This is a genomic window from Bradyrhizobium sp. GW821-FHT12B03 (genome assembly GCF_058807535.1).
Genome location: NZ_JBXAQU010000001.1, coordinates 412,964 through 431,923, shown reverse-complemented (window position 1 = coordinate 431,923; position 18,960 = coordinate 412,964). Strand labels below are relative to the sequence as shown.

The window sequence follows — 18,960 nt, the reverse complement described above, 5'->3', positions numbered from 1 at the left end:
CCCGGGACGACGACCAACAAGGACGCGCAATGAAATTTACCGGCACCAAGGACTATGTTGCGACCGACGATCTCAAGGTTGCCGTCAACGCCTCGATCGTGCTGGAGCGCCCGCTGCTCATCAAGGGCGAGCCCGGCACCGGCAAGACGGTTCTCGCCGAGGAAGTGGCGAAGGCGCTGAACGCGCCGCTTTTGACCTGGCACATCAAGTCCACCACCAAGGCGCAGCAGGGCCTCTACGAATATGACGCGGTGTCGCGCCTGCGCGACAGCCAGCTCGGCGACGCCCGCGTCTCCGACATCAAGAACTACATCAAGCGCGGCAAGCTGTGGGAGGCCTTCACCGCCGAGCAGCGCCCGGTGCTCTTGATCGACGAGATCGACAAGGCCGACATCGAATTCCCGAACGACCTCCTGCTCGAGCTCGACCGCATGGAATTCCATGTCTACGAGACCGGCGAGACGATCAAGGCCAGGCAGCGCCCGATCATGATGATCACCTCCAACAACGAGAAGGAGCTGCCGGATGCGTTTCTCCGCCGCTGCTTCTTCCACTACATCAAGTTCCCCGACGCCGACACGATGGGCCGCATCGTCGACGTCCACTTTCCCGGCATCAAGAAGCGCCTGGTCGAGGAAGCGCTGCGCATCTTCTTCGAGGTCCGCGAGGTGCCCGGCCTGAAGAAGAAGCCGTCGACCTCCGAGCTGCTGGACTGGCTGAAGCTGCTGCTCAACGAGGACATGAGCGTCGAGCAGCTGCGCGAACGCGACCCGCGAAAACTGATCCCGCCGCTGCACGGCGCGCTGCTCAAGAACGAGCAGGACGTGCACCTGTTCGAGCGGCTGGCGTTTTTGAGCAGAAGGGAAGTGTAGGCGGAGGCTCGCTTGCGATAGCGCTCCAATCACCGGCGTCATTCCCCGCGAAGGCGGGGAATCCAGTACGCCGCGGCGTCTCGGCTCAATCATAACCGCCTCTGGAATACTGGATCGCCCGGTCCCAGTGCGCAATTGCGCACTGGCCGGGCGATGACAGCGAGAGTGTGCCCCTCCATCCACCTCGTCATTGCGAGCGCAGCGAAGCAATCCAGAATCCTTCCGCGGTGACAGTCTGGATTGCTTCGCTGCGCTCGCAATGACGGGGCAAGGGGCAACGGCGTATTTCTCCAACCCGCATCTCAATCGCAGACACGCCTTCGCATTCTCGCGGCGCATTTCGCCCGAGCTTGGCTCTCTCTATCGCCCCAAAGAAAGAGGGCGCAGGGAAGACCGGGTGCCGGCTGGCACCCACGGTCCGCTGTGCGAAAGCACACGCAGAAAAACTGCACAGCGGCATACAGGTGAAACCGAACACACGGCCTTCCCTGCGCAGTGGTCGGACGGCTTATGCCGTGCTCTCCCGGGAGCCGAACTTTCCTTCTGGCCTCCCTCGCCCCGCGAATTGACGATGCCGTCCGCCCGGTTGGGCTCGCGCACATCTCCGCGACAGGCTTGACCGTAGCAACGACGGCCAGGACCACACGGTTTTGCCGTACGCAGCTCATCCGGCTTCGCCAAAAGGCTTCGCCGGACTTCAGCGCCGCTCGTCCGCACGAAGCCTCGGGCTCACAGGGACCACCCGCCCTGCCCACGCCTCTCGCGCACGACGCTGCCGCGTCCACCGCAACCCGGCCCGCGTTTCGAACGACTCGCGAACCGCCCCTCTTCGTGGGCCGGGCTGTGTCGATGTATGCCGCAATTCCGAATTTCGGTAAAGTGGAATATTTTTTCGCAGAGGGATTGACGGGGTCGCGGGGTGTTTTGCCCGACGGGTAAGCGATCGCCTAGTCGATGTCCGTATAGACCTCAAATGGAAGGTCGAGCGCATGCGACAGCTCCATAATTGGCGAGATCATCGAGGCGCTGTTTTTTCTGCTCACGCGAATGAACACAAGATCATCGCAAAACCGTGTCTCCGAGACCAATGCACCCAGCTTGCGAGCTGCATATTGATCCATCCACCGCCTCAACCGATCGCTGACCAAAATTGATCGATCTTTGCCGCATGGTCCTGCTTCGAGCCGCTGCCGCACCCATACTCTCGCTTCGCGCGGGGCAACTCCCGTAACGTCAGGATCGAATACAACGAAGCAGACTTGATTCGCCGCCCCTGGCTTGCCTGACAGGCGGCCGTTCAGACCCGGAAGATCGAGGCCTTCCTCTGCCGGCGCGATCCGAGGCAGCACGTCATCCCAGAACAAGACACGCAGGCCGTACTTCTCCGCAAGCTGCCACGCCCTGAGGACCCCTCGTTCCCCGACAGAGCTCGCAAAGGTCACGTCGATCACATTCTTATAGAAGCAGTATTCCGTACCGGTGGCATCGTCGGGATGCGCCTCCTGAATCAATGGAAACGAACCACGCATATTCTCAAACCATTTTTGCAACCGGGGCCCTGACGACTTGGGCTTGTCCCGGCTGGCCTTTGAGGCGGCCTCGATCTCCCGCTTGATCCAGTCGCGCTGATCCGATGATTCCGACACGGCGCGCTCTTCGAAAACGAAGACTGAGACACCCACGAGTTCACTCCCTTAGGATCGCCCCATGGAGGCTGAGGTTCGAATCCAGCTCAATTTACGCCGTGCGAGCTGCGCTTCGCGCAGTCGCGGGGCTCCCCCTACGCAGCAGCGTCTCACGCCACCGCCACATCCGGCACGCGCGCGGCTTCCATCGGCTGCTTGCCGCGGATCAGGTCCGAGGCGCGATCCGCGATCATCATAGTCGACGCGTTCAAGTTCGCCGAAATCATGCGCGGCATCACCGAGGCGTCGATCACGCGCAGGCCCTCGAGCCCGTGGACGCGGAGCTCGTCGTCGACCACCGCCCAGGTGCTATCCGCCGGGCCCATGCGGCAGGTGCAGCCGGGGTGGAAGGTGGTGGTGCCGCGTTCGGTGGCGGCGGCCAAAAACTCGTCGTCGGTGTTGATGTTCGGGCCGGGGAAATCCTCGTAGGCGTAATAGGGCGACAGCGGCGCGCTCTTCAGCAGTCGCCGCGCGAGCTTCATGCCGCCGACGATGACGCGGCGGTCGAGTTCGGCATCGAGATAGTTGGTCTGGATGATCGGAGGCGCGAAGGGATCGCTGGAGCGGATGCGGACATAGCCGCGGCTCTCCGGGCGCTGCTGCCAGGACGCCACCGTCATGCCGGGCTCGTCCTCGAGCTGGCCTTGCACGCCTTCCTTGTAGGACGCCGGCGTGAAGGTGAGTTGCAGGTCCGAACTGTCCGCGCTCTCGCCGGAGTGCCAGAAGCAATAGACCATGGTCGGCGACAGCGAGAGCAGGCCCTTGCGCGCGGTCGCCCATTTCAGCGCCTCGATCCACAGCGAGACGCCGCGGCGAAGCTCGTTGATGGTCTTGATGTCTTTGACGCGCGCCACCGTGCGCGGCGCGTAGTGGTCCTGCAGACCCTCGCCAACCGGTAGCGCGTGGCGCACCGCGATGCCGTGCTGCTGCAACAGATCGGGCGAGCCGACCCCGGAGAGCTGCAGCAGTTGTGGCGAATTATAGGTGCCGCCGGAGAGGATCACTTCCTTGTCGGCGCGCACCTCCACCGGCGTCCCGCCGCGGCCGCCCTTGGTGTAGCGCACGCCGACGGCGCGCTTGCCCTCGAAGATGATCTCGGTCGCGTGCGCATGCGTGTGCACATGCACGTTCGGCCGCTTCATCGCGGGCTTGAGGAACGCGGTCGAACCGGAGACGCGCAGGCCGTTGTTGATGGTGCGCTGGCAGTAGGAGACGCCTTCCTGGGTCTTGCCATTATAGTCAGGATTGCGCGGGATGCCGAGCGAGACCGCGCCCTCCATGAAGGCCTCGCAAAGCGGATCGCGCCAGTTCATGGTGGTGACGATGAGGTTGCCGTCGCGTCCGCGATAGGTGTCCTCGCCTTCGCCGACCCGCTTCTCCAGCCGCTTGAAGTAGGGCAGCACGTCGGCATAGCCCCAGCCGCGATTGCCCATCTGCGCCCAGGTGTCGAAATCCATCCGCTGGCCGCGGTTGTAGATGTGACCGTTGATCGAGGACGAGCCGCCGAGCGTCTTGCCGCGCGGCGCGTAGATGCTGCGCCCGCCGGTCCAGGGCCCGACCTCCTGCTGGTAGGCCCAGTTGATGCTCTTCATGTGGAAGGTCTTGATGAAGCCCGCCGGCAGATGGATGTAGGGATGCCAGTCGGAAGGGCCCGCCTCCAGCACGCAAACGCTGGTGTTCGGATCTTCGCTCAGCCGGCTGGTGAGCACGCAGCCGGCGGAGCCCGCGCCGACGATCACATAATCAAATCTGTCCATGGTGCCTCGGCCGCCCTTAGCGTGTCGTGAGATTGAGAGAATTGCAGCCGCGGGCACCAACACCTCTCCCCGTAGGGGGGAGGTCGATTTGCTCCCGGCGATGCGCAGCATCGTCCGGTGCAAATCGGGTGAGGGGGATCAGGTCCCACGAGAGACCGGTCCCCTCACCCGCGCCTTCGGCGCGACCTCTCCCGACGGGAGAGGTGATCGAACTCGCGGCAAGATCGGTGCACATCATGACTAGCGCGGCTTGTCGTTGAGTTGAAATTCGAGATGCGCCTGCACGGTCGGCCATTCAGCGGCGGTGATGCTGTAAACCACGGTGTCGCGCAGCGTGCCGTTCGGCGCGATCTGATGGCTGCGCAGGATGCCGTCCTGCTTGGCGCCCAGGCGCTCGATGGCGCGGCGGCTCTGGTGGTTGAAGAAATGCGTGCGGAATTCGACTGCGATGCAGTTCAGCGTCTCGAAGGCATGTCGGAGCAGCAAGAGCTTGCACTGCGTGTTGAGCGGGCCGCGCTGCGCGCCCTTGCCGTACCAGGTCGAACCGATCTCGACGCGGCGATTGGTGGCATCGATGTTCATGTAGGTCGTCATGCCCACGATGTTGCCGCCGGCGTCGAACACCGTGAACGGCAGCATCGAGCCCGTGGCCTGAAGGCCGAGACGGCGGTCGATCTCCTTGCCCATGTTCTCCGGCAGCGGGATCGCGGTGTACCAGAGCTTTGAGAGCTCGCCGTCCTTGACGGCCTCCGTCAGGCCCTCGCGATGCTGATGCGACAGCGGCTCGAGACGGGCGTGCTGTCCACGCAGGGTGATGGGATCAGGCCAGGGCATTGAAGTCTCTCTCCGTTGTCATTCCGAGCGAAGCGAAGCAATCCAGACTGCCAGACCCTCATCCTGAGGAGCGCGGAACGCGCGTCTCGAAGGATGAAGGCCCCGCCGGTGGCCTCGCCCTTCGAGACGCACGCGAAGGGCGCGCTCCTCAGGGTGAGGGTCTGAGAGTTGCCTCGCCTTCCGTACAGTGACGGCTTGGCTCACTTGTTCAAAAAGTTCAACGGCAAACCGCCGCGCGGCCAGTCCATGGCGATCAGCTCGCCCTTGCCCGACAGCGTGATGTAGGCGGTCTTCAGCTCGGGGCCGCCGAAGGCGATGTTGGTGGTGACGCGGTCGCCGGTCGGCACCTGCTCGACCAGGGTCCCGTCGGGCGCGATCACCGAGATGCAGCCGGAGACGAGGGTGGCGACGCAGACATTGCCGCCAGCTTCGACCGCGAGCGAGTCGAACATCTGGTAGCCGCCGAGGCCGCAGATCGGCTTGCCGCGCTCGCCGCGATAGATCACCTCGCGCGGCTTGAGGATGCCGGGCGCGGAGAGCTCGTAGGCCCAGAGCCGCGCGGTCGGCGTCTCCGCGATGTAGACAATGTTCTCGTCCGGCGACAGGCCGATGCCGTTGGCCGGCAGCACGCCGTGCACGATTTCGACGATCTCCTTCATGCCGGGCTTGAGGTAGTACATGCCGCCGACATCCATCTCGCGCGGGCGGCGCTTGCCGAGATCGGAGAACCACAGGCCGCCGTGCCTGTCGAACACGAGATCGTTCGGTCCGCGCAGATCGTGCTCGCCGCACTTCGTGACGACGGTCTCGATCTTGCCGGATTGCAGATCGACGCGCTGGATCGAGCCGCCGAGGTAATCATCCGGCTGCGGGCCCGGCATGATCATCTTGCCGGTCGGAATCCAGGAGAAGCCGCCATTGTTGCAGATGTAGATCTTGCCGTCGGGGCCGAGCGCCGCGCCATTCGGGCCGCCCGGCACCTTGGCCACGATCTCCTTGCGGCCGTCGGGATAAATGCGGGTCAGACGCTGGCCGCGGATCTCCACCAGCACGATCGAACCGTCCGGCATCACGACCGGCCCTTCGGGAAATTCGAGGTCGGTGGCGAGAACGCGGACGTTGGACATGTGAGACCCTCCCGGCTGCTTGTTATGGCTTGCACGGGATGTCCGGCACGGGCCCCACACGCAAGATTTGCCTGCGGTTATGGCAAAACAGGTCCGCCTTGCCAAGCAAGCGGGATGGTATGCCAGCGTTGCGCGCCAACCGCCGCACCGGACCTATCAGTATTGCTCTCTCGTGCCCCGGATACAGCGCAACGCGCCGCCACTTCGCGGCGTGGTGCGATGCTGAGCCGGGGCCCATCTCACCACGGTCACACATAGCCCTGGGTCCCGGCTCTGCGCCGCGTCATGTCATGCCGCGCCGCGTCCGGGACACGGCAGCATTTTACTTTGCGTCCTTGGCCGGCGGCGCGTCCTGCTTCTTCTTCAGATCGTCAACCAACTTCACCTGCGTGGCCTGGAGATCGCCGAGCGTCTTCTGCAAACCGGCCACCGTCGTCTTCAGCGCGTCGATCTGGCGGTTGGCGGCATCCAGCTTCTGCTGGTGATCGAGGTTGAGCTTGGTGATCGTCTTCTGCAGGAAATCGACATTGCTCTGGAGGCAGCTGGTGCGCCGCTCCATGGTCTTCTCGACGGTGCAGATCTCGATGCCGGGCACGTCCTGCGCGCGGAGCGGCGCGATCGCCAGCGCGGCGAGCAGCAACATCACGACACAAACGCCGGCGCTTCGAAGCGGCATGCAGGTTCCTCGTCAAATCGATCACGGCAATGTGCGCTTTTTGGGCGCAGCCGCCGGAGGCTACCACACTCGTACCGCATTCTCGCGTTGAGCTTGGCTTGTTCCCTTTGGACGATCCTTGGGACAGGGAGCAGTGAACCGCGCGCGGAAAAAGTGGGCGCTCTTTCCGCGGCTTTGATTAGGGGAGATTTTTGGAATGGCAACGCGCGATAGACGTCTGGCGGAATTCGATGGCGCCGGAGAACCGCCAGCTGGTCTGCCGGTCGAAGTGCTGTGCGAGGATCACAGCGGAACGTATCAACTGCCGTTCGCCTGCCGCTATGTCGAAGGACGCTGGCAGAACCACGAGGCCGGAATCGCGGTGGAAGCGACCGTGATCGGCTGGCGCCTGCCGCGCGTGAAGCACACGGGCGTCGCCTGAGCGCGGCTTCTGTTCCAAAATGCGACGGGGCCACGCTCCGGCTTAACCTTCGGAACGCGGTTCGAACGAATCGCGTCCGAATCGGCCGAATCGCTCTGTCCACGCCTGTTCACGGCTAGATGTCGATGCAGATCTGTTCTCGTACACAAGATCTGCGAGACCGCCAGGCTGACTCAGGCCTGGAGCCGCTGCCAAAGGTTAACGGCGGAAAAGGCATGGCTCTCGCGACCGCCCCAGACGGCGCCCGCCCCCGAAACAGGCAGGCAGCGCCGGGCCTGCCTAATATTCGACCTCGAGCTCCTCGATCTCGGCCGGCTCTTCCTTGGCCGCCGCGATCCATTCCTTCAACTCGGGCATGGCCATGATGGTATCGGCATAGGCCTTGAGCTTCGGCTCGAGCTTGACGTCATAGGTCACGAAGCGCGTCACCACCGGCGCGTACATCGCGTCCGCCATGGTGCGCCGCTCGCCGAACAGGAACGGGCCGCCCGACTTCTCCAGGCAGTCGCGCCAGATCGCCCAGACGCGGTCGATGTCGGCCTGCGCGCGCGACCAGATCTTGAAGCCGGGGAAGTGCCCCTTCAGATTGACCGGCAGCGAGGCGCGCAGCGTGGTGAAGCCGGAATGGATTTCGCCGCAAATCGAGCGGCAATGGGCGCGCTGGACGCGATCATCCGGCAACAGGCCGGAGGCCGGCATCACCTCGTTGAGGTACTCGGCGATCGCCAGCGTGTCCCAGACGGTGGCGCCGTCGTGCCGCAGGCACGGCACCAGGATCGACGACGACAGCAACAGGATTTCGGCACGCGCGGAGGCGTCGTCGGGCGCGGTCACGATCTCCTCGAAATCGAGCCCGGAAAATTTCGTCAACAGCCAGCCTCGCAGCGACCAGGACGAGTAGTTCTTGCTGCTGATGGTCAGTGTCGCTTTCGCCATTTGGCCCCTTCCCTCACGCCTGAGACTCGCAACGGATTTTGCACCCCGCCCGGCCCGCGGAGGTGCCCACTCCCTGTGCTTTCCCATGTGTACACCCCGCTTGAAGAGCAAGCGATGTGCCAGTTTTGCGGGCGATTTGACTCCGCTCTGGCTTCGATATTGCATGGCAGCACGGGACAGGTGGGCGTTTCAGAATGATGTCGATGTATTATCAGGCCTTTCAGAACCAAATGGATTTGACGGCGCCGTTTCGAGCGGGCGCCTCGTCCGCGCTCAAATTCCTCCATCTGGTGCCCCAGGGCGTGTCGGACCAGGTGGTCGGCCGGCTCTCGGCGGCGCTGGAGCTGATCTCGCGCTCCACCCTCACCTATGACCGTCCGGCCTACGGCATCGACAGCGTCATGGTGGGCAACCGCGAGGTCGCCATCACCGAGGAGATCGCCTACGCGACGCCGTTCGGCTCGCTGCTGCATTTCAAGAAGCATGGCGTGGCGGAGCAGCCGCGCATGCTGCTGGTGGCGCCGATGTCCGGCCATTTCGCGACGCTCTTGCGCGGCACCGTGAAGACGCTGCTGCAGGACCACGACGTCTACATCACCGACTGGCACAATCCGCGCGACATTCCGCGCAGCGAGGGCCGTTTCGGGCTCGACGACTACACCGATCATCTCATCGACTTCCTGGGACAGCTCGGCCCGCGCCCGCATATGGTGGCGATCTGCCAGCCGTCGGTCTCGGCGCTCGCGGCCGCCGCCGTGATGTGCGAGGGCAACCATCCCTCGCGCCCGGCGACGCTGACGCTGATGGCGGGACCGATCGACACGCGGATCCAGCCGACCAGGGTCAACGAGTTCGCCAAGAGCCGGCCGATCGACTGGTTCGAGCAGAACCTGATCAACTACGTGCCGGTGCAGTGCCGCGGCGCGCTGCGCAAGGTCTATCCCGGCTTCGTGCAGCTCACGGCCTTCGTCTCGATGAATCTCGAGCGCCACATCAAGCAGCACATGGATCTCGCCAACCACATCGCCAAGGGCGAGAACGAGAAGGCGGCGACCATCAAGACCTTCTACGACGAATATTTCGCGGTGATGGACCTGCCGGCGGAGTTCTACATCGAGACCGTGCGCGATGTGTTCCAGGAGCACCTGCTGCCGCAGGGCAAGCTGATGCATCGAGGCCGTCCCGTGAACACCAAGGCCGTCAGCCGCATGGGGCTGATGACGGTCGAGGGCGAGAAGGACGACATCTGCTCGATCGGCCAGACGCTCGCAGCCCAAGACCTCTGCACCAGCGTGCGCGCCTATCGCCGCGTCCACCACATGCAGGCCGGCGTCGGCCATTACGGCGTGTTCTCCGGCAAGCGCTGGAACAACGAGATCTACCCGCTGCTGCGGGATTTCGTCCACGTCAATTCGTGAGACTCAAGCGGCGCGCCGCGCGCTGCGGCGGGCGGCCCAGCGTGGCTGGGCGCAGATGTGGCCGAGGAATTCGATCACGGTCAGCGCGCCGAGATAGGCGGTGACACCGGTGCCGACATCGAGCGGCGGATTGACCTCGACGAAGTCGAAGCCCGCGATGTCGTGCCGCTCGGCGATCGCCTTCAGGCTGTCGCGCAGCTCGACATAGCTCATCCCGTTCGGCTCGGCCGAGACGCAGCCGGGGACCAGCGACATGTCCATGGCGTCGACGTCGATGCTGACATAGACGCGGGAATTGGCGGGCAGCAGAGCAGCGATCCCCTCCGGACCGATCCGCCGGAATTCGCCCATCGGGATGATCCGGTTGCCTCCGGCGATGACATCCTCGACCTGCGCCGGCGAATGACGCAGGCTGCGGATGCCGACCTGCGTCAGGCTGAGCGCGTTGTCCATGCCGGCGATATGGCGGAAGGCATGGCTGTTGGTGATGGTGAGATCGTTCTCGAACGGCGCGTAGTCGGTATGCGCGTCGAAATGGATGACGTGCAGCTTCTCCTCGAAGGCGCGAAACACCGGATAGGTGATCGAATGATCGCCGCCGAGCACCACGGGAAACGCGCCGCGATCGAGGATGCCGCGCACCATGGCGGTGATGTTCTCGAAGGTGCGCGGCGCATTGGCCGGATGAATATCGACATCTCCGACATCGGCGATCAGGCCCTGTGACATCTCCTCGACCAGATATTCGCGCCTCGTCTCCGGATCGTAATAGCCTTGGCCGCTGCCGTAGAAGCGCAGCGAGTGCTCGCGCAGCGCGCGCGGCGCAAGGCGGCTGCCCGGCATGAACGGCGAGCCTTCGTCGAACGGCACGCCGAGCACGGCAATGGCAGCGTCCAGCGCGGACAGATCCTCGCAGATCCGCGCGCGCAGGAAGGACGGGATCCCGACATAGGGCCGGTTGATGCGGGGCATGGCGTTACTCCGTGGGGTTGGATGTTGTCCTGGTCATGCGAAGGTCCGCCCGCACCAGGTCGAGAAAGTTGCGCAGGCGCGGCTCCTTCGGCGCGGCCATGATGTCGCGCGCCGGCCCCTCTTCCAGGATGCGGCCGTGGTCCATGAACGCGATACGGTCGGCGAGGCTCGCCGCAAAGCCGATTTCGTGGGTGACGACCAGCATGGTCATGCCGATGCCGGCGAGCGAACGCAGCACGGCGAGCACCTCGCCCACCAGCTCCGGGTCGAGCGCCGAGGTCGGCTCGTCGAACAGCATCAGGGCCGGATCCATCGCCAGCGCGCGGGCGATGGCCACGCGCTGCTTCTGACCTCCGGAGAGCGCGTGCGGATGGCGGTCGATCCGGTCCGCGAGCCCGAGCCGAGTCAGCAGCTCAGTGCCGCGCCGCGTCGCCTCGGCCCGCGAGCGGCCGAGCACCACGGTCTGCGGCCGCACGACGTTTTCGAGTGCGGTCATGTGCGGCCAGAGATGAAATTGCTGAAAGACGATGCCGACTTGCGGACGCAGGGCGTCGATCTGCCGGCCGCTCTGGCGGCGCACGACGCCGCCCGGCATCAACTCGCGCCCCAATGGCTTGCCCGCGACTTCGATGAAGCCGTCGTCGGGCTGTTCGAGCCAGGTCAGGCAGCGCAACAGGGTGCTCTTGCCGCATCCGCTCGGGCCGATCAGCGCGACGATCTCACCGGCATGCACGTCGAGATAGACCTGGTCGAGCGCGGTGACGCCGTGAAAGCGCTTGGTCAGGTTGGAAACGCGGAGGACGGGTGTCGCGCTCATCACGACCTCCTCGCAACCAGCGAGAGATAGCGGTCGGCGATCCGGTTGCGGCTGGTCGCCTCGTCCTGAACGGCGCCGACATTGCGTTCCAGCCGCCTGGATGCTTCCGCGATGATTGCGGCGATCAGCCAGTAGATCGAGGCGACGGCCGCGAACACCTCGAAGGGCGCGAAGGTGTTTCCCTGCACCACGAGGCTTTGATAGGTGAGCTCCGGCACCGTGATGGAGGACAGGACGGCCGACTCCTTCATCATGGTCAGCGTCATGTTGGTGGACGGCGGCACCAGCGTGCGCAGGATCTGCGGCGCCACCACATGCCACATCGCGCTCGCCGGCGACATGCCGATGGCACGCGCGCTTTCGAACTGGCCGCGCGGCAATGCGAGAATCGCAGCGCGCACGATCTCGGCGTAGTAAGCGCTGGCGAACAGCGCCAGCGCGACGGTACCGACCAGGGTCGCCGGCAGCCGGATGCCCCAGAAGGGCAAGCCGTAATAGACGACGAAGAGAATGATGATGAAAGGAATGTTGCGCAGGATCTCGACATAGATCCCGGTGACGAACCGCGGCAGCCAACCCGGCATCAGCGCGATCAGGGCAACCGCAATCCCCGCGACATAGCCGATCACGAGGGCCGCAAGCGAGACCTGGAGCGTCAGCCAAGCCCCTTGCAGGAGCAGCGGCCAGTAGTCGACCAGGACGGCGGGATCGAAATGCATCGCCTAGACCCGCGCCGCGGCGAAGCGGCTCTCCGCCGCCCTGCCGGACAGGCTGATGACGAGATTGATGACGAGGAAGACGAGCGCCGAGCCGATCATGGTCTCGAACGGCCGGTAGCTGGAGCTGGCGATCTGCTGCGCCGTGCGCAGCACGTCGACGACGGTGATGACCGACAGCAGCGCGGTGCCTTTCACCACGATCGTCGCCTCGTTGATCAGGACCGGCACGATGCGCCGGAACAGCTGGGGCAGCACCACCTTGAGCCAGATGGCATGCGGCGGGAGCCCGAGCGCCGTCGAAGCCTCGATCTGACCGGTGTCGATGGTGGCGAGACCGCCGCGCATGCTCTCGCTGACGAACACCATGCTGTTGAAGGCGATGGCCGAGACGCCGGCGACCTCCGGCGAGAGGTCGAGACCGACCGCCGGAAGCACGTAATAGGCGATGAAGATCTGGATCAGGAGCGGCGTGCCACGCACGAAGCTGATGACGACGGCGATGCAGGCATTGACCAAAGCGATCTTCTGCGCGCGGACGATCGTCAGCGCGGTGCCGAGCGCAAGCGCCAGCAGCATGATGATAACGGCCAGCCGGATGTTCACGGCCGCCGCACCGATCAGGCGAGGCAGGATCGACAGCAGATAGTCGAGCTTGAAGCCCATGGCACGGGCCTTTCTGTCGGAAGATGCCTGGTCCGCCGTTCCCTCTTGGCCGCCGCACCGAACGGCTACAGGGCTCCGGGCGGCAGATAGTCCTGATCCGGGATCGTCATCTCGAAGCCGAACCATTTCTTCTGAAGGGCCACGAGGCGGCCATCGTCGCGCATCTTGCGGATCACCCCGGAAATGGCGTCGCGCAGATCCTTGTCATCAGGCCGCGTCACCCAGGCGAGATAGGGGTGCACGCCGTCCTGAGGTATCGGCGCCATCAGTTCGAACACATCGGACTTGTCCTTGACGAGGGCGGCAAGGCTCGGCAGCGGCTGGAGCACGGCATCGACCTCGCCATTTGCGAGCGCCACGTAGCTCTCGGGATATGCGGTGAAGAGCTTCAGCTCTTTGAAGCCCGTCCCGCCGGCGGCCTTCAGCTTGGCATCGAGCGCACGCGCGACCGGCTCAGTCGACGAGGCAAGCTGGGTTGCGACCACCTTGCCGTTGAGGTCTTCCACCTTGGCGAGCTTGTCGCCCTTGCGCTTCATGGCGTAAGGCAAACCGTCGGCAATCGGCATGGTGTAGGCATAACGCTTGGCGCGTTCCGCGTTGATGCCGACCGTGGTGGCGACAAAATCGAACTTGCCGGCCAACACACCCGGCAGGATGCCCTGCCAGGGCAGGTCGAGCTGGTTCAGCTTCTTGACGCCGAGCTCCTTGACCACTTCGGCCAGGATGTCGGAGCCGTAGCCGACGATCTTGCCGTCCTTGACGAATTCGAACGGGGGAAAGGCAGCTTCGGTGCCGACCGTCAGCTCGCCGGTCCGCTTGATCTTGTCCAGCGTCGTCTCCGCGAAGGCAGGCTGGCTCGCGACCAGCGCGAGGCAGGCGCTGCCGGCCAGGACGCCGAATATCGTGCGATTGGTCTTCCGCATGGCTGATCCCTCTGTTGTCAATGTTCGCAAAGATTGCCGCCGCCTCAGGCGGGCGGCGCGTCGAAATAGTTTGCCCTCACCGCGGCGCCGATCAGGTTCACGATCAGGCGTCCGGCGGTGATGCAGGTGATCATGTTGACGTCGATGGCCGGCGTGATCTCCACGATGTCCATGCCGACCACCCGTCCCTTGCGCACCAGGCCGTGGATGAGCTTACGAACCTGATGAAAGGTGAGACCGCCCGGTGCCGGGCCCTCGACGGCAGGCATGACGGTCGGATCGAGGCCGTCAGCGTCGATCGTGATGTAGTACTGACCGCCCTCCGGAATCCGGTCGAGCACCGACTCGATGCCCTTGTCGTGCACCTCGAACGCCGGAATGATGTTGGAGCCGTAGGCCGCCGCCGCCTCGACCTCCTCGGTCCGTGCGCTGCCCGATGAGCGGATACCGATCTGGAAGATCTCGCCGATGTGGGGCATCTCGGAGGCCCGCCGGATCGGGCTCGAGAGGCCATCGCGAACGCCGTTCACCTCGTCGCGCCAGTCGATGTGGGCATCGACCTGGATCAGCGTGATCGGACCATGGCCCTTGAAGGCACGCAGGATCGGGATCGGAATGCCGTGGTCGCCGCCGATGGTGATGGGCATGGCGCCTGCGGCAAGGATCTTGCTTACCGCTTGTTCAGCGCGGACGGAGTGGCTGCGGAGATCGGTCATGTCGGCAGGCACGTTGCCGACATCGACCACTTTCAAGGCACGTCCGCCGTAGATCGGGCCACCGACATCGAAATCGTAGCGCTCCAGGCCACGACAGATGCGATCGGTGACCGAACGGACAGCATCGGGTGCCTTCGACTGATCATTGGTGATCGCGGCGGCATCGTAGGCGCTGCCGTAGGGAATGCCGAGGATGGCAATGTGCGCGTCGAGAGCGTCGAGATCGGTGCAAATTGGCGACCAGAGCAGGCTCTGGTGCTTGAGCGAAGGCGGCACCGTCAGGGGCAGAACCATAGGTCCTCCAGGTCACAGCAGGTTGGTCTTGCCGAACAAACCGGCATCTGGCCGCCGAGCGACCGGACCGCGCATCGTCCGGATGTTCAGCAACGCTAACGCGCCGCGGGCAGCAGGCGGAATGACGTTTCCCGAAACCATGCTTGTAGGAACCGCAACATGAAGCACGTCCCGCCGGCACCCGTTCCGCAGCTCACGGAGACCGATCTCAGGCTGCTGCGCATCTTTCGCGCCGTCGCCGAGGCCGGTGGGCTAACGGCTGCGGAAGCCCAGCTCGGGATGGAGCGATCGACCATCAGCCGGCACCTGCTCGCGCTGGAAACGCGCCTCGGCAGCCGGCTCTGCTTTCGCGGTCCGTCCGGGTTCGAGCTGACCGATTTCGGCCGCAAGGCCCTACAGGCCAGCATCGCAGCCTGTGACGCGCTCGAGATCGTGCATCACGAGCTCAACCTGGCCCGCAACATCCTGTCGGGCGAACTGAAGATCGGCATCGCCGACAACTGCCTGTCCAACCCGCAATGCCGGTTGGCGGACACGCTGGCCCGGTTTCGCGCTGCCGCCCCCAATGTCACCCTGAACATCGCGATCGGACTGCCGACGACGCTCGTCGAGGACGTGCTGGAGCGACGCCTGCATCTGGCCATCAGCGGGCAGCCCGCCGTCAACGGCAAGCTCGAATACGTCTCGCTGTTCGCCGAGGAGTTCAGGCTCTACACGGCGGCAGCCAGGCCGCTGGCGCTCGAATCCTTGCGCAGCGGCGGCGTGGTTCTGGTGACGCGAACAAACGATCGACGCACGCAAAACCTCGCCCGGCGGCTCCATATCAAGCAACGCGCGGTCGCCTTCGGACTGGAAGCGGTGGCGACAATGCTGGTCGGCGGCGGGTTTGTCGGCTTCCTTCCGAGGCATTACGTCGAGATGCTGCGGCCGATCCATCAATTGGAGGAAGTCTCCGGCGCCGAGGCGTTTCGCTACACGACGCAGTTCTCGCTGATCTCGGCGGTCAATCGACCGCTGCCACCGAGTGGCCGGCTGCTGGCCAAACTGCTGACCGGTCCAGAGAGCGCGACCTGAGCCAGGTCTCGGATACATGCTGATTGACGCGCGTCTCCTTGCGTCGCTTTTTCACGACCAGCTATCTTCATCCCACAGCTGGACGACATGCCCGGGCGTGACCTCGCGATACTGCCGGACCGGCGGCTGATAATCCGGCGCGCGCACCGGGCTTCTGATCTCGTCGTTCGAGGCCTCGCGCCGCGTGCCACGGCGCGCGGGGTCGGGCACCGGCACGGCAGCCATCAGCTTCCTTGTATAAGGATGCTGCGGATTGCCGAACACGGCCACGCGCGGGCCGATCTCGACGATCTCACCGAGATACATCACCGCGACGCGGTGGCTCATGCGCTCGACCACCGCGATGTCGTGGGAAATGAAGAGGTACGCAAGGCCCATGCTGGCCTGGAGGTCGAGCATCAGATTGACGACCTGCGCCTTGACGGAAACGTCGAGCGCCGAGACCGCCTCGTCCGCGACGATCAGTTTCGGTCCGAGCGCGAGCGCGCGCGCAATACAGATGCGCTGGCGCTGGCCGCCTGAGAACTCGTGCGGAAAGCGCGCGGCCATGTCGGCGGTCAGGCCGACGCGAACGAGCAGGTCGGCGACCTTGTCGCGCGCCTGCGACGCAGAGGCGAGCCCGTTGGCCAGCAGCGGCGCCGCAATCGCCGTGCCCACCGACATGCGCGGATTGAGGCTCGCGAACGGATCCTGAAACACGATCTGCATCTGCTTGCGGAAGTCGCGCAAGGTGCGGCCGTTCATCGCCAGCACATCCTGGCCGTCGATAAGAACAGTGCCGTTGTCCGGCTCGATCAGCTTGAGGATGGAGCGACCTGTGGTCGACTTGCCGCAGCCGGATTCGCCGACCAGCGCCAACGTCTCGCCGGCACGTAACGTAAACGAGACGTTCTCGACCGCATGCACGCGACCCGAGATCTTGCCGAACAATCCCGAGCGAATCGGAAAGCGCGTGGTGAGATTGGCGACTTCGAGCAGCGGGCGCTCGGCGATCGAGACCGTATCCGGCGTCTCCGTCGGCTCGTCCGAGGTGCCGGTCACCTTGTCGACGATCGGAAAGCGCATCGGCCGTGCCCGTCCGTCCATGGAACCGAGACGCGGCACCGCCGCAAGCAGGGCGCGGGTATAGGGATGCGAGGGTGCAGCGAAGATGCTCGACGTGGCGTCGGTCTCCACCGCCTCCCCGCCATACATCACCACGGTACGATCCGCGATCTCGGCGACCACGCCCATGTCGTGGGTGATGAAGAGGATCGACATCCCCTCCTCCTGCTGGAGCTCCTTCAACAGCTCCAGGATCTGGGCCTGGATGGTGACGTCGAGCGCTGTGGTCGGCTCGTCGGCGATCAGGAGTTTTGGTTTGCAGGCCAGCGCCATTGCGATCATCACGCGCTGGCGCATGCCGCCGGAGAAGCGATGCGGATGCTCGTGGAAGCGCGCTTTCGCAGCGGGAATGCGGACGCGATCGAGCAAACGGATGGTCTCGGCCTCGGCTGCTGCGCGCGACAGGCCGCGATGCTGGATCAGCGATTCCGCAATCTGGAAGCCGATGGTGAGCACCGGATTGAGGCTCGTCATCGGCTCCTGGAAGATCATGGCGACGTCGTTGCCGCGGATGTCCTTCATATCAGCTTCGGGCAGCGTCAGCAGATCGCGGCCGGTCAGCGTGACGCGTCCCTCGATGCGACCGCTCTCCTTCGGGATGAGCCGCATGATCGACAGCGCGGTGACGCTCTTGCCCGAGCCGGACTCGCCGACGATGGCGACTGTTTCCCTGGCAGCGATGTCGAATGACACGTTGCGGACCACGGGAATCCATTGCCGCTCGCGCAGGAAGGACGTGGTCAGGCCTGCGACCGAGAGCACCGGAGCTTGGGCTTCGGCAACGACTTGGTCGGGTCTGCTTGCGCCATGGCTCATGCGAAGACCTCAGTGCATGCCCCAGCCAAGGTGCGCCCCCTCCCCCGCTTGCGGGGGAGGGTTGGGGAGAGGGTGCTTCCACAATCGAGGACCCCCAAGAAGAGAGAACCCTCACCCGGCGCTGCGCGCCGACCTCTCCCGCAAGAGGGCGAGGTAAGAGGAGCCCGTGGCTGCACCGATGTCACCATTATGAACTCGCCCTCAATAGCCGCGGTCACGATCGACGCGCCCCGGCAAGGCCTCGCCGCGGCGGTGGCGCGCGATGGTGTCGAGCACGTAGTCGACGGCCGTCTCCGGCTTCGTCGTGCTGGCGATGTGCGGCGTCAGGAGAATGCGCGGGTGGCTCCAGAACGGATGGCCCGCAGGCAGGGGCTCGGGCTCGGCGACATCGAGCACGGCGGCCGACAATACGCCGCTGTCGAGTGCCGCGATGAGGTCAGCTTCGACCAGATGCCCGCCCCGCCCGACATTGAGCAGCCGCGCACCACGGGGCAGCCGCGCGAACAAATCAGCATTGAGGATGCCGCGCGTCTCGGACGTCAGCGGCAGCAGGCAGACCAGAATATCGGTCTGGGCCAGGAACTCGGGTAGCGCGTCCGCACCTGCATAGCAGGTGACGCCTTCGATGCTGCGCGGCGAACGGTTCCAGCCCGCCAGCGGAAAGCCGAACGATGTGAGGCGCCCGAGCACGGCCTGGCCGAGCAGGCCGAGCCCCATCACACCGACACGCCGTTCGCCTGTGTAGGTCGCGGGGAGCTCGCGCCAGACCTGCTCGCGCTGCTGGGCGACGAACTGGACGAGATCGCGATGCAGTGCGAGCACGGACATGCAGGCATATTCGACCATGCGCTCGGTGATGCCGGGCTCGAGCATGCGGACCAGCGGAACATGCGGCGGAAGTTTTGTGATGTCGAACTGATCGACGCCGGCGCCGACCGAGAAGACCAGTTCGAGATTGGGGAACGTCGCCGCGATGTCATCCGGCGGCTGCCAGGCCACCAGATAGCGCACCGCCTGGGGATCGCCGATATCGGACCAGAGTCGGAACGGCAGATCGGGCGCGCGCTCCGCGAAGAGACGCGCCCATTCGGCGCCGCGAACCAGATTGGCCTTGTAGAGAACCGTCATGCCCCGAA

The 18,960-nt window shown here is 64.8% G+C and carries 18 protein-coding genes; 4 read left to right on the top strand and 14 right to left on the bottom strand.

Translation table 11 applies throughout. The annotated features are described in order from the left end of the window. Positions 1 to 29: 29 nt before the first annotated feature. A complete protein-coding gene (locus AC1RUR_RS02115; protein ID WP_492840842.1) occupies positions 30 to 872 on the top strand; it encodes an AAA family ATPase in 843 nt (280 codons plus the stop codon). Positions 873 to 1,819: 947 nt separating this feature from the next. Here AC1RUR_RS02115 and AC1RUR_RS02110 read toward each other — a convergent pair. The 5 genes from AC1RUR_RS02110 to AC1RUR_RS02090 form a co-directional block, all read right to left on the bottom strand. Further along, positions 1,820 to 2,554, bottom strand: a complete 735-nt coding sequence (locus AC1RUR_RS02110) for a hypothetical protein (RefSeq protein WP_492840840.1) — start codon at positions 2,552 to 2,554, stop codon at positions 1,820 to 1,822. A 113-nt stretch (positions 2,555 to 2,667) separates the two neighbouring features. Next, the gene (locus tag AC1RUR_RS02105) at positions 2,668 to 4,314 is read right to left on the bottom strand and encodes a GMC family oxidoreductase (RefSeq protein ID WP_492840838.1); all 1,647 of its coding nucleotides are present in this window, start codon (positions 4,312 to 4,314) and stop codon (positions 2,668 to 2,670) included. Positions 4,315 to 4,554: 240 nt separating this feature from the next. Next, the gene (locus tag AC1RUR_RS02100) at positions 4,555 to 5,148 is read right to left on the bottom strand and encodes a GNAT family N-acetyltransferase (protein WP_492840836.1); all 594 of its coding nucleotides are present in this window, start codon (positions 5,146 to 5,148) and stop codon (positions 4,555 to 4,557) included. 200 nt (positions 5,149 to 5,348) lie between these two features. Next, positions 5,349 to 6,275, bottom strand: a complete 927-nt coding sequence (locus tag AC1RUR_RS02095) for an SMP-30/gluconolactonase/LRE family protein (protein WP_492840834.1) — start codon at positions 6,273 to 6,275, stop codon at positions 5,349 to 5,351. A 322-nt stretch (positions 6,276 to 6,597) separates the two neighbouring features. Beyond that, positions 6,598 to 6,951: a hypothetical protein gene (locus AC1RUR_RS02090; protein WP_492840832.1), complete on the bottom strand. Its 354-nt coding sequence runs from the start codon at positions 6,949 to 6,951 to the stop codon at positions 6,598 to 6,600. Between the two features lie 196 nt (positions 6,952 to 7,147). On the opposite strand from AC1RUR_RS02090, the gene AC1RUR_RS02085 reads away from it, so the two are divergent. Continuing rightward, positions 7,148 to 7,372 carry a hypothetical protein gene (locus tag AC1RUR_RS02085; protein WP_492840830.1) on the top strand — a complete coding sequence of 75 codons (225 nt, stop codon included), beginning with the start codon at positions 7,148 to 7,150 and terminating at the stop codon, positions 7,370 to 7,372. A gap of 279 nt (positions 7,373 to 7,651) precedes the next feature. Here AC1RUR_RS02085 and AC1RUR_RS02080 read toward each other — a convergent pair whose 3' ends face one another. Continuing rightward, positions 7,652 to 8,308, bottom strand: a complete 657-nt coding sequence (locus tag AC1RUR_RS02080; RefSeq protein WP_492840828.1) for a glutathione S-transferase family protein — start codon at positions 8,306 to 8,308, stop codon at positions 7,652 to 7,654. Positions 8,309 to 8,502: 194 nt separating this feature from the next. On the opposite strand from AC1RUR_RS02080, the gene AC1RUR_RS02075 reads away from it, so the two are divergent. Beyond that, positions 8,503 to 9,726 (top strand): polyhydroxyalkanoate depolymerase, encoded by a 1,224-nt coding sequence (locus AC1RUR_RS02075; protein WP_492840826.1) that lies wholly within the window; start codon positions 8,503 to 8,505, stop codon positions 9,724 to 9,726. A 3-nt stretch (positions 9,727 to 9,729) separates the two neighbouring features. Here AC1RUR_RS02075 and AC1RUR_RS02070 read toward each other — a convergent pair whose 3' ends face one another. The 6 genes from AC1RUR_RS02070 to AC1RUR_RS02045 form a co-directional block, all read right to left on the bottom strand. Then, positions 9,730 to 10,698 (bottom strand): arginase family protein, encoded by a 969-nt coding sequence (locus AC1RUR_RS02070; protein WP_492840824.1) that lies wholly within the window; start codon positions 10,696 to 10,698, stop codon positions 9,730 to 9,732. Between the two features lie 4 nt (positions 10,699 to 10,702). Continuing rightward, positions 10,703 to 11,515: an amino acid ABC transporter ATP-binding protein gene (locus tag AC1RUR_RS02065; RefSeq protein WP_492840822.1), complete on the bottom strand. Its 813-nt coding sequence runs from the start codon at positions 11,513 to 11,515 to the stop codon at positions 10,703 to 10,705. After that, complete coding sequence (locus tag AC1RUR_RS02060) at positions 11,515 to 12,234, bottom strand: amino acid ABC transporter permease (protein WP_492840820.1); 720 nt, start codon at positions 12,232 to 12,234, stop codon at positions 11,515 to 11,517. The genes AC1RUR_RS02065 and AC1RUR_RS02060 overlap by 1 nt, the downstream gene beginning before the upstream one ends. A gap of 3 nt (positions 12,235 to 12,237) precedes the next feature. Then, positions 12,238 to 12,897, bottom strand: coding sequence for an amino acid ABC transporter permease (locus tag AC1RUR_RS02055; RefSeq protein ID WP_492840818.1), 660 nt, complete (start codon positions 12,895 to 12,897; stop codon positions 12,238 to 12,240). A gap of 65 nt (positions 12,898 to 12,962) precedes the next feature. Beyond that, complete coding sequence (locus tag AC1RUR_RS02050; protein ID WP_492840816.1) at positions 12,963 to 13,820, bottom strand: transporter substrate-binding domain-containing protein; 858 nt, start codon at positions 13,818 to 13,820, stop codon at positions 12,963 to 12,965. Between the two features lie 44 nt (positions 13,821 to 13,864). Further along, a complete protein-coding gene (locus AC1RUR_RS02045; RefSeq protein WP_492840814.1) occupies positions 13,865 to 14,830 on the bottom strand; it encodes an agmatinase in 966 nt (321 codons plus the stop codon). Positions 14,831 to 14,989: 159 nt separating this feature from the next. On the opposite strand from AC1RUR_RS02045, the gene AC1RUR_RS02040 reads away from it, so the two are divergent. Next, positions 14,990 to 15,904 carry a LysR family transcriptional regulator gene (locus AC1RUR_RS02040; RefSeq protein ID WP_492840812.1) on the top strand — a complete coding sequence of 305 codons (915 nt, stop codon included), beginning with the start codon at positions 14,990 to 14,992 and terminating at the stop codon, positions 15,902 to 15,904. A 51-nt stretch (positions 15,905 to 15,955) separates the two neighbouring features. On the opposite strand, the gene AC1RUR_RS02035 is transcribed toward AC1RUR_RS02040, so the two are convergent. Further along, positions 15,956 to 17,824 (bottom strand): ABC transporter ATP-binding protein, encoded by a 1,869-nt coding sequence (locus tag AC1RUR_RS02035; protein ID WP_492840810.1) that lies wholly within the window; start codon positions 17,822 to 17,824, stop codon positions 15,956 to 15,958. 201 nt (positions 17,825 to 18,025) lie between these two features. Next, a complete protein-coding gene (locus tag AC1RUR_RS02030; protein ID WP_492840808.1) occupies positions 18,026 to 18,952 on the bottom strand; it encodes a 2-hydroxyacid dehydrogenase in 927 nt (308 codons plus the stop codon). Positions 18,953 to 18,960 lie beyond the last annotated feature (8 nt).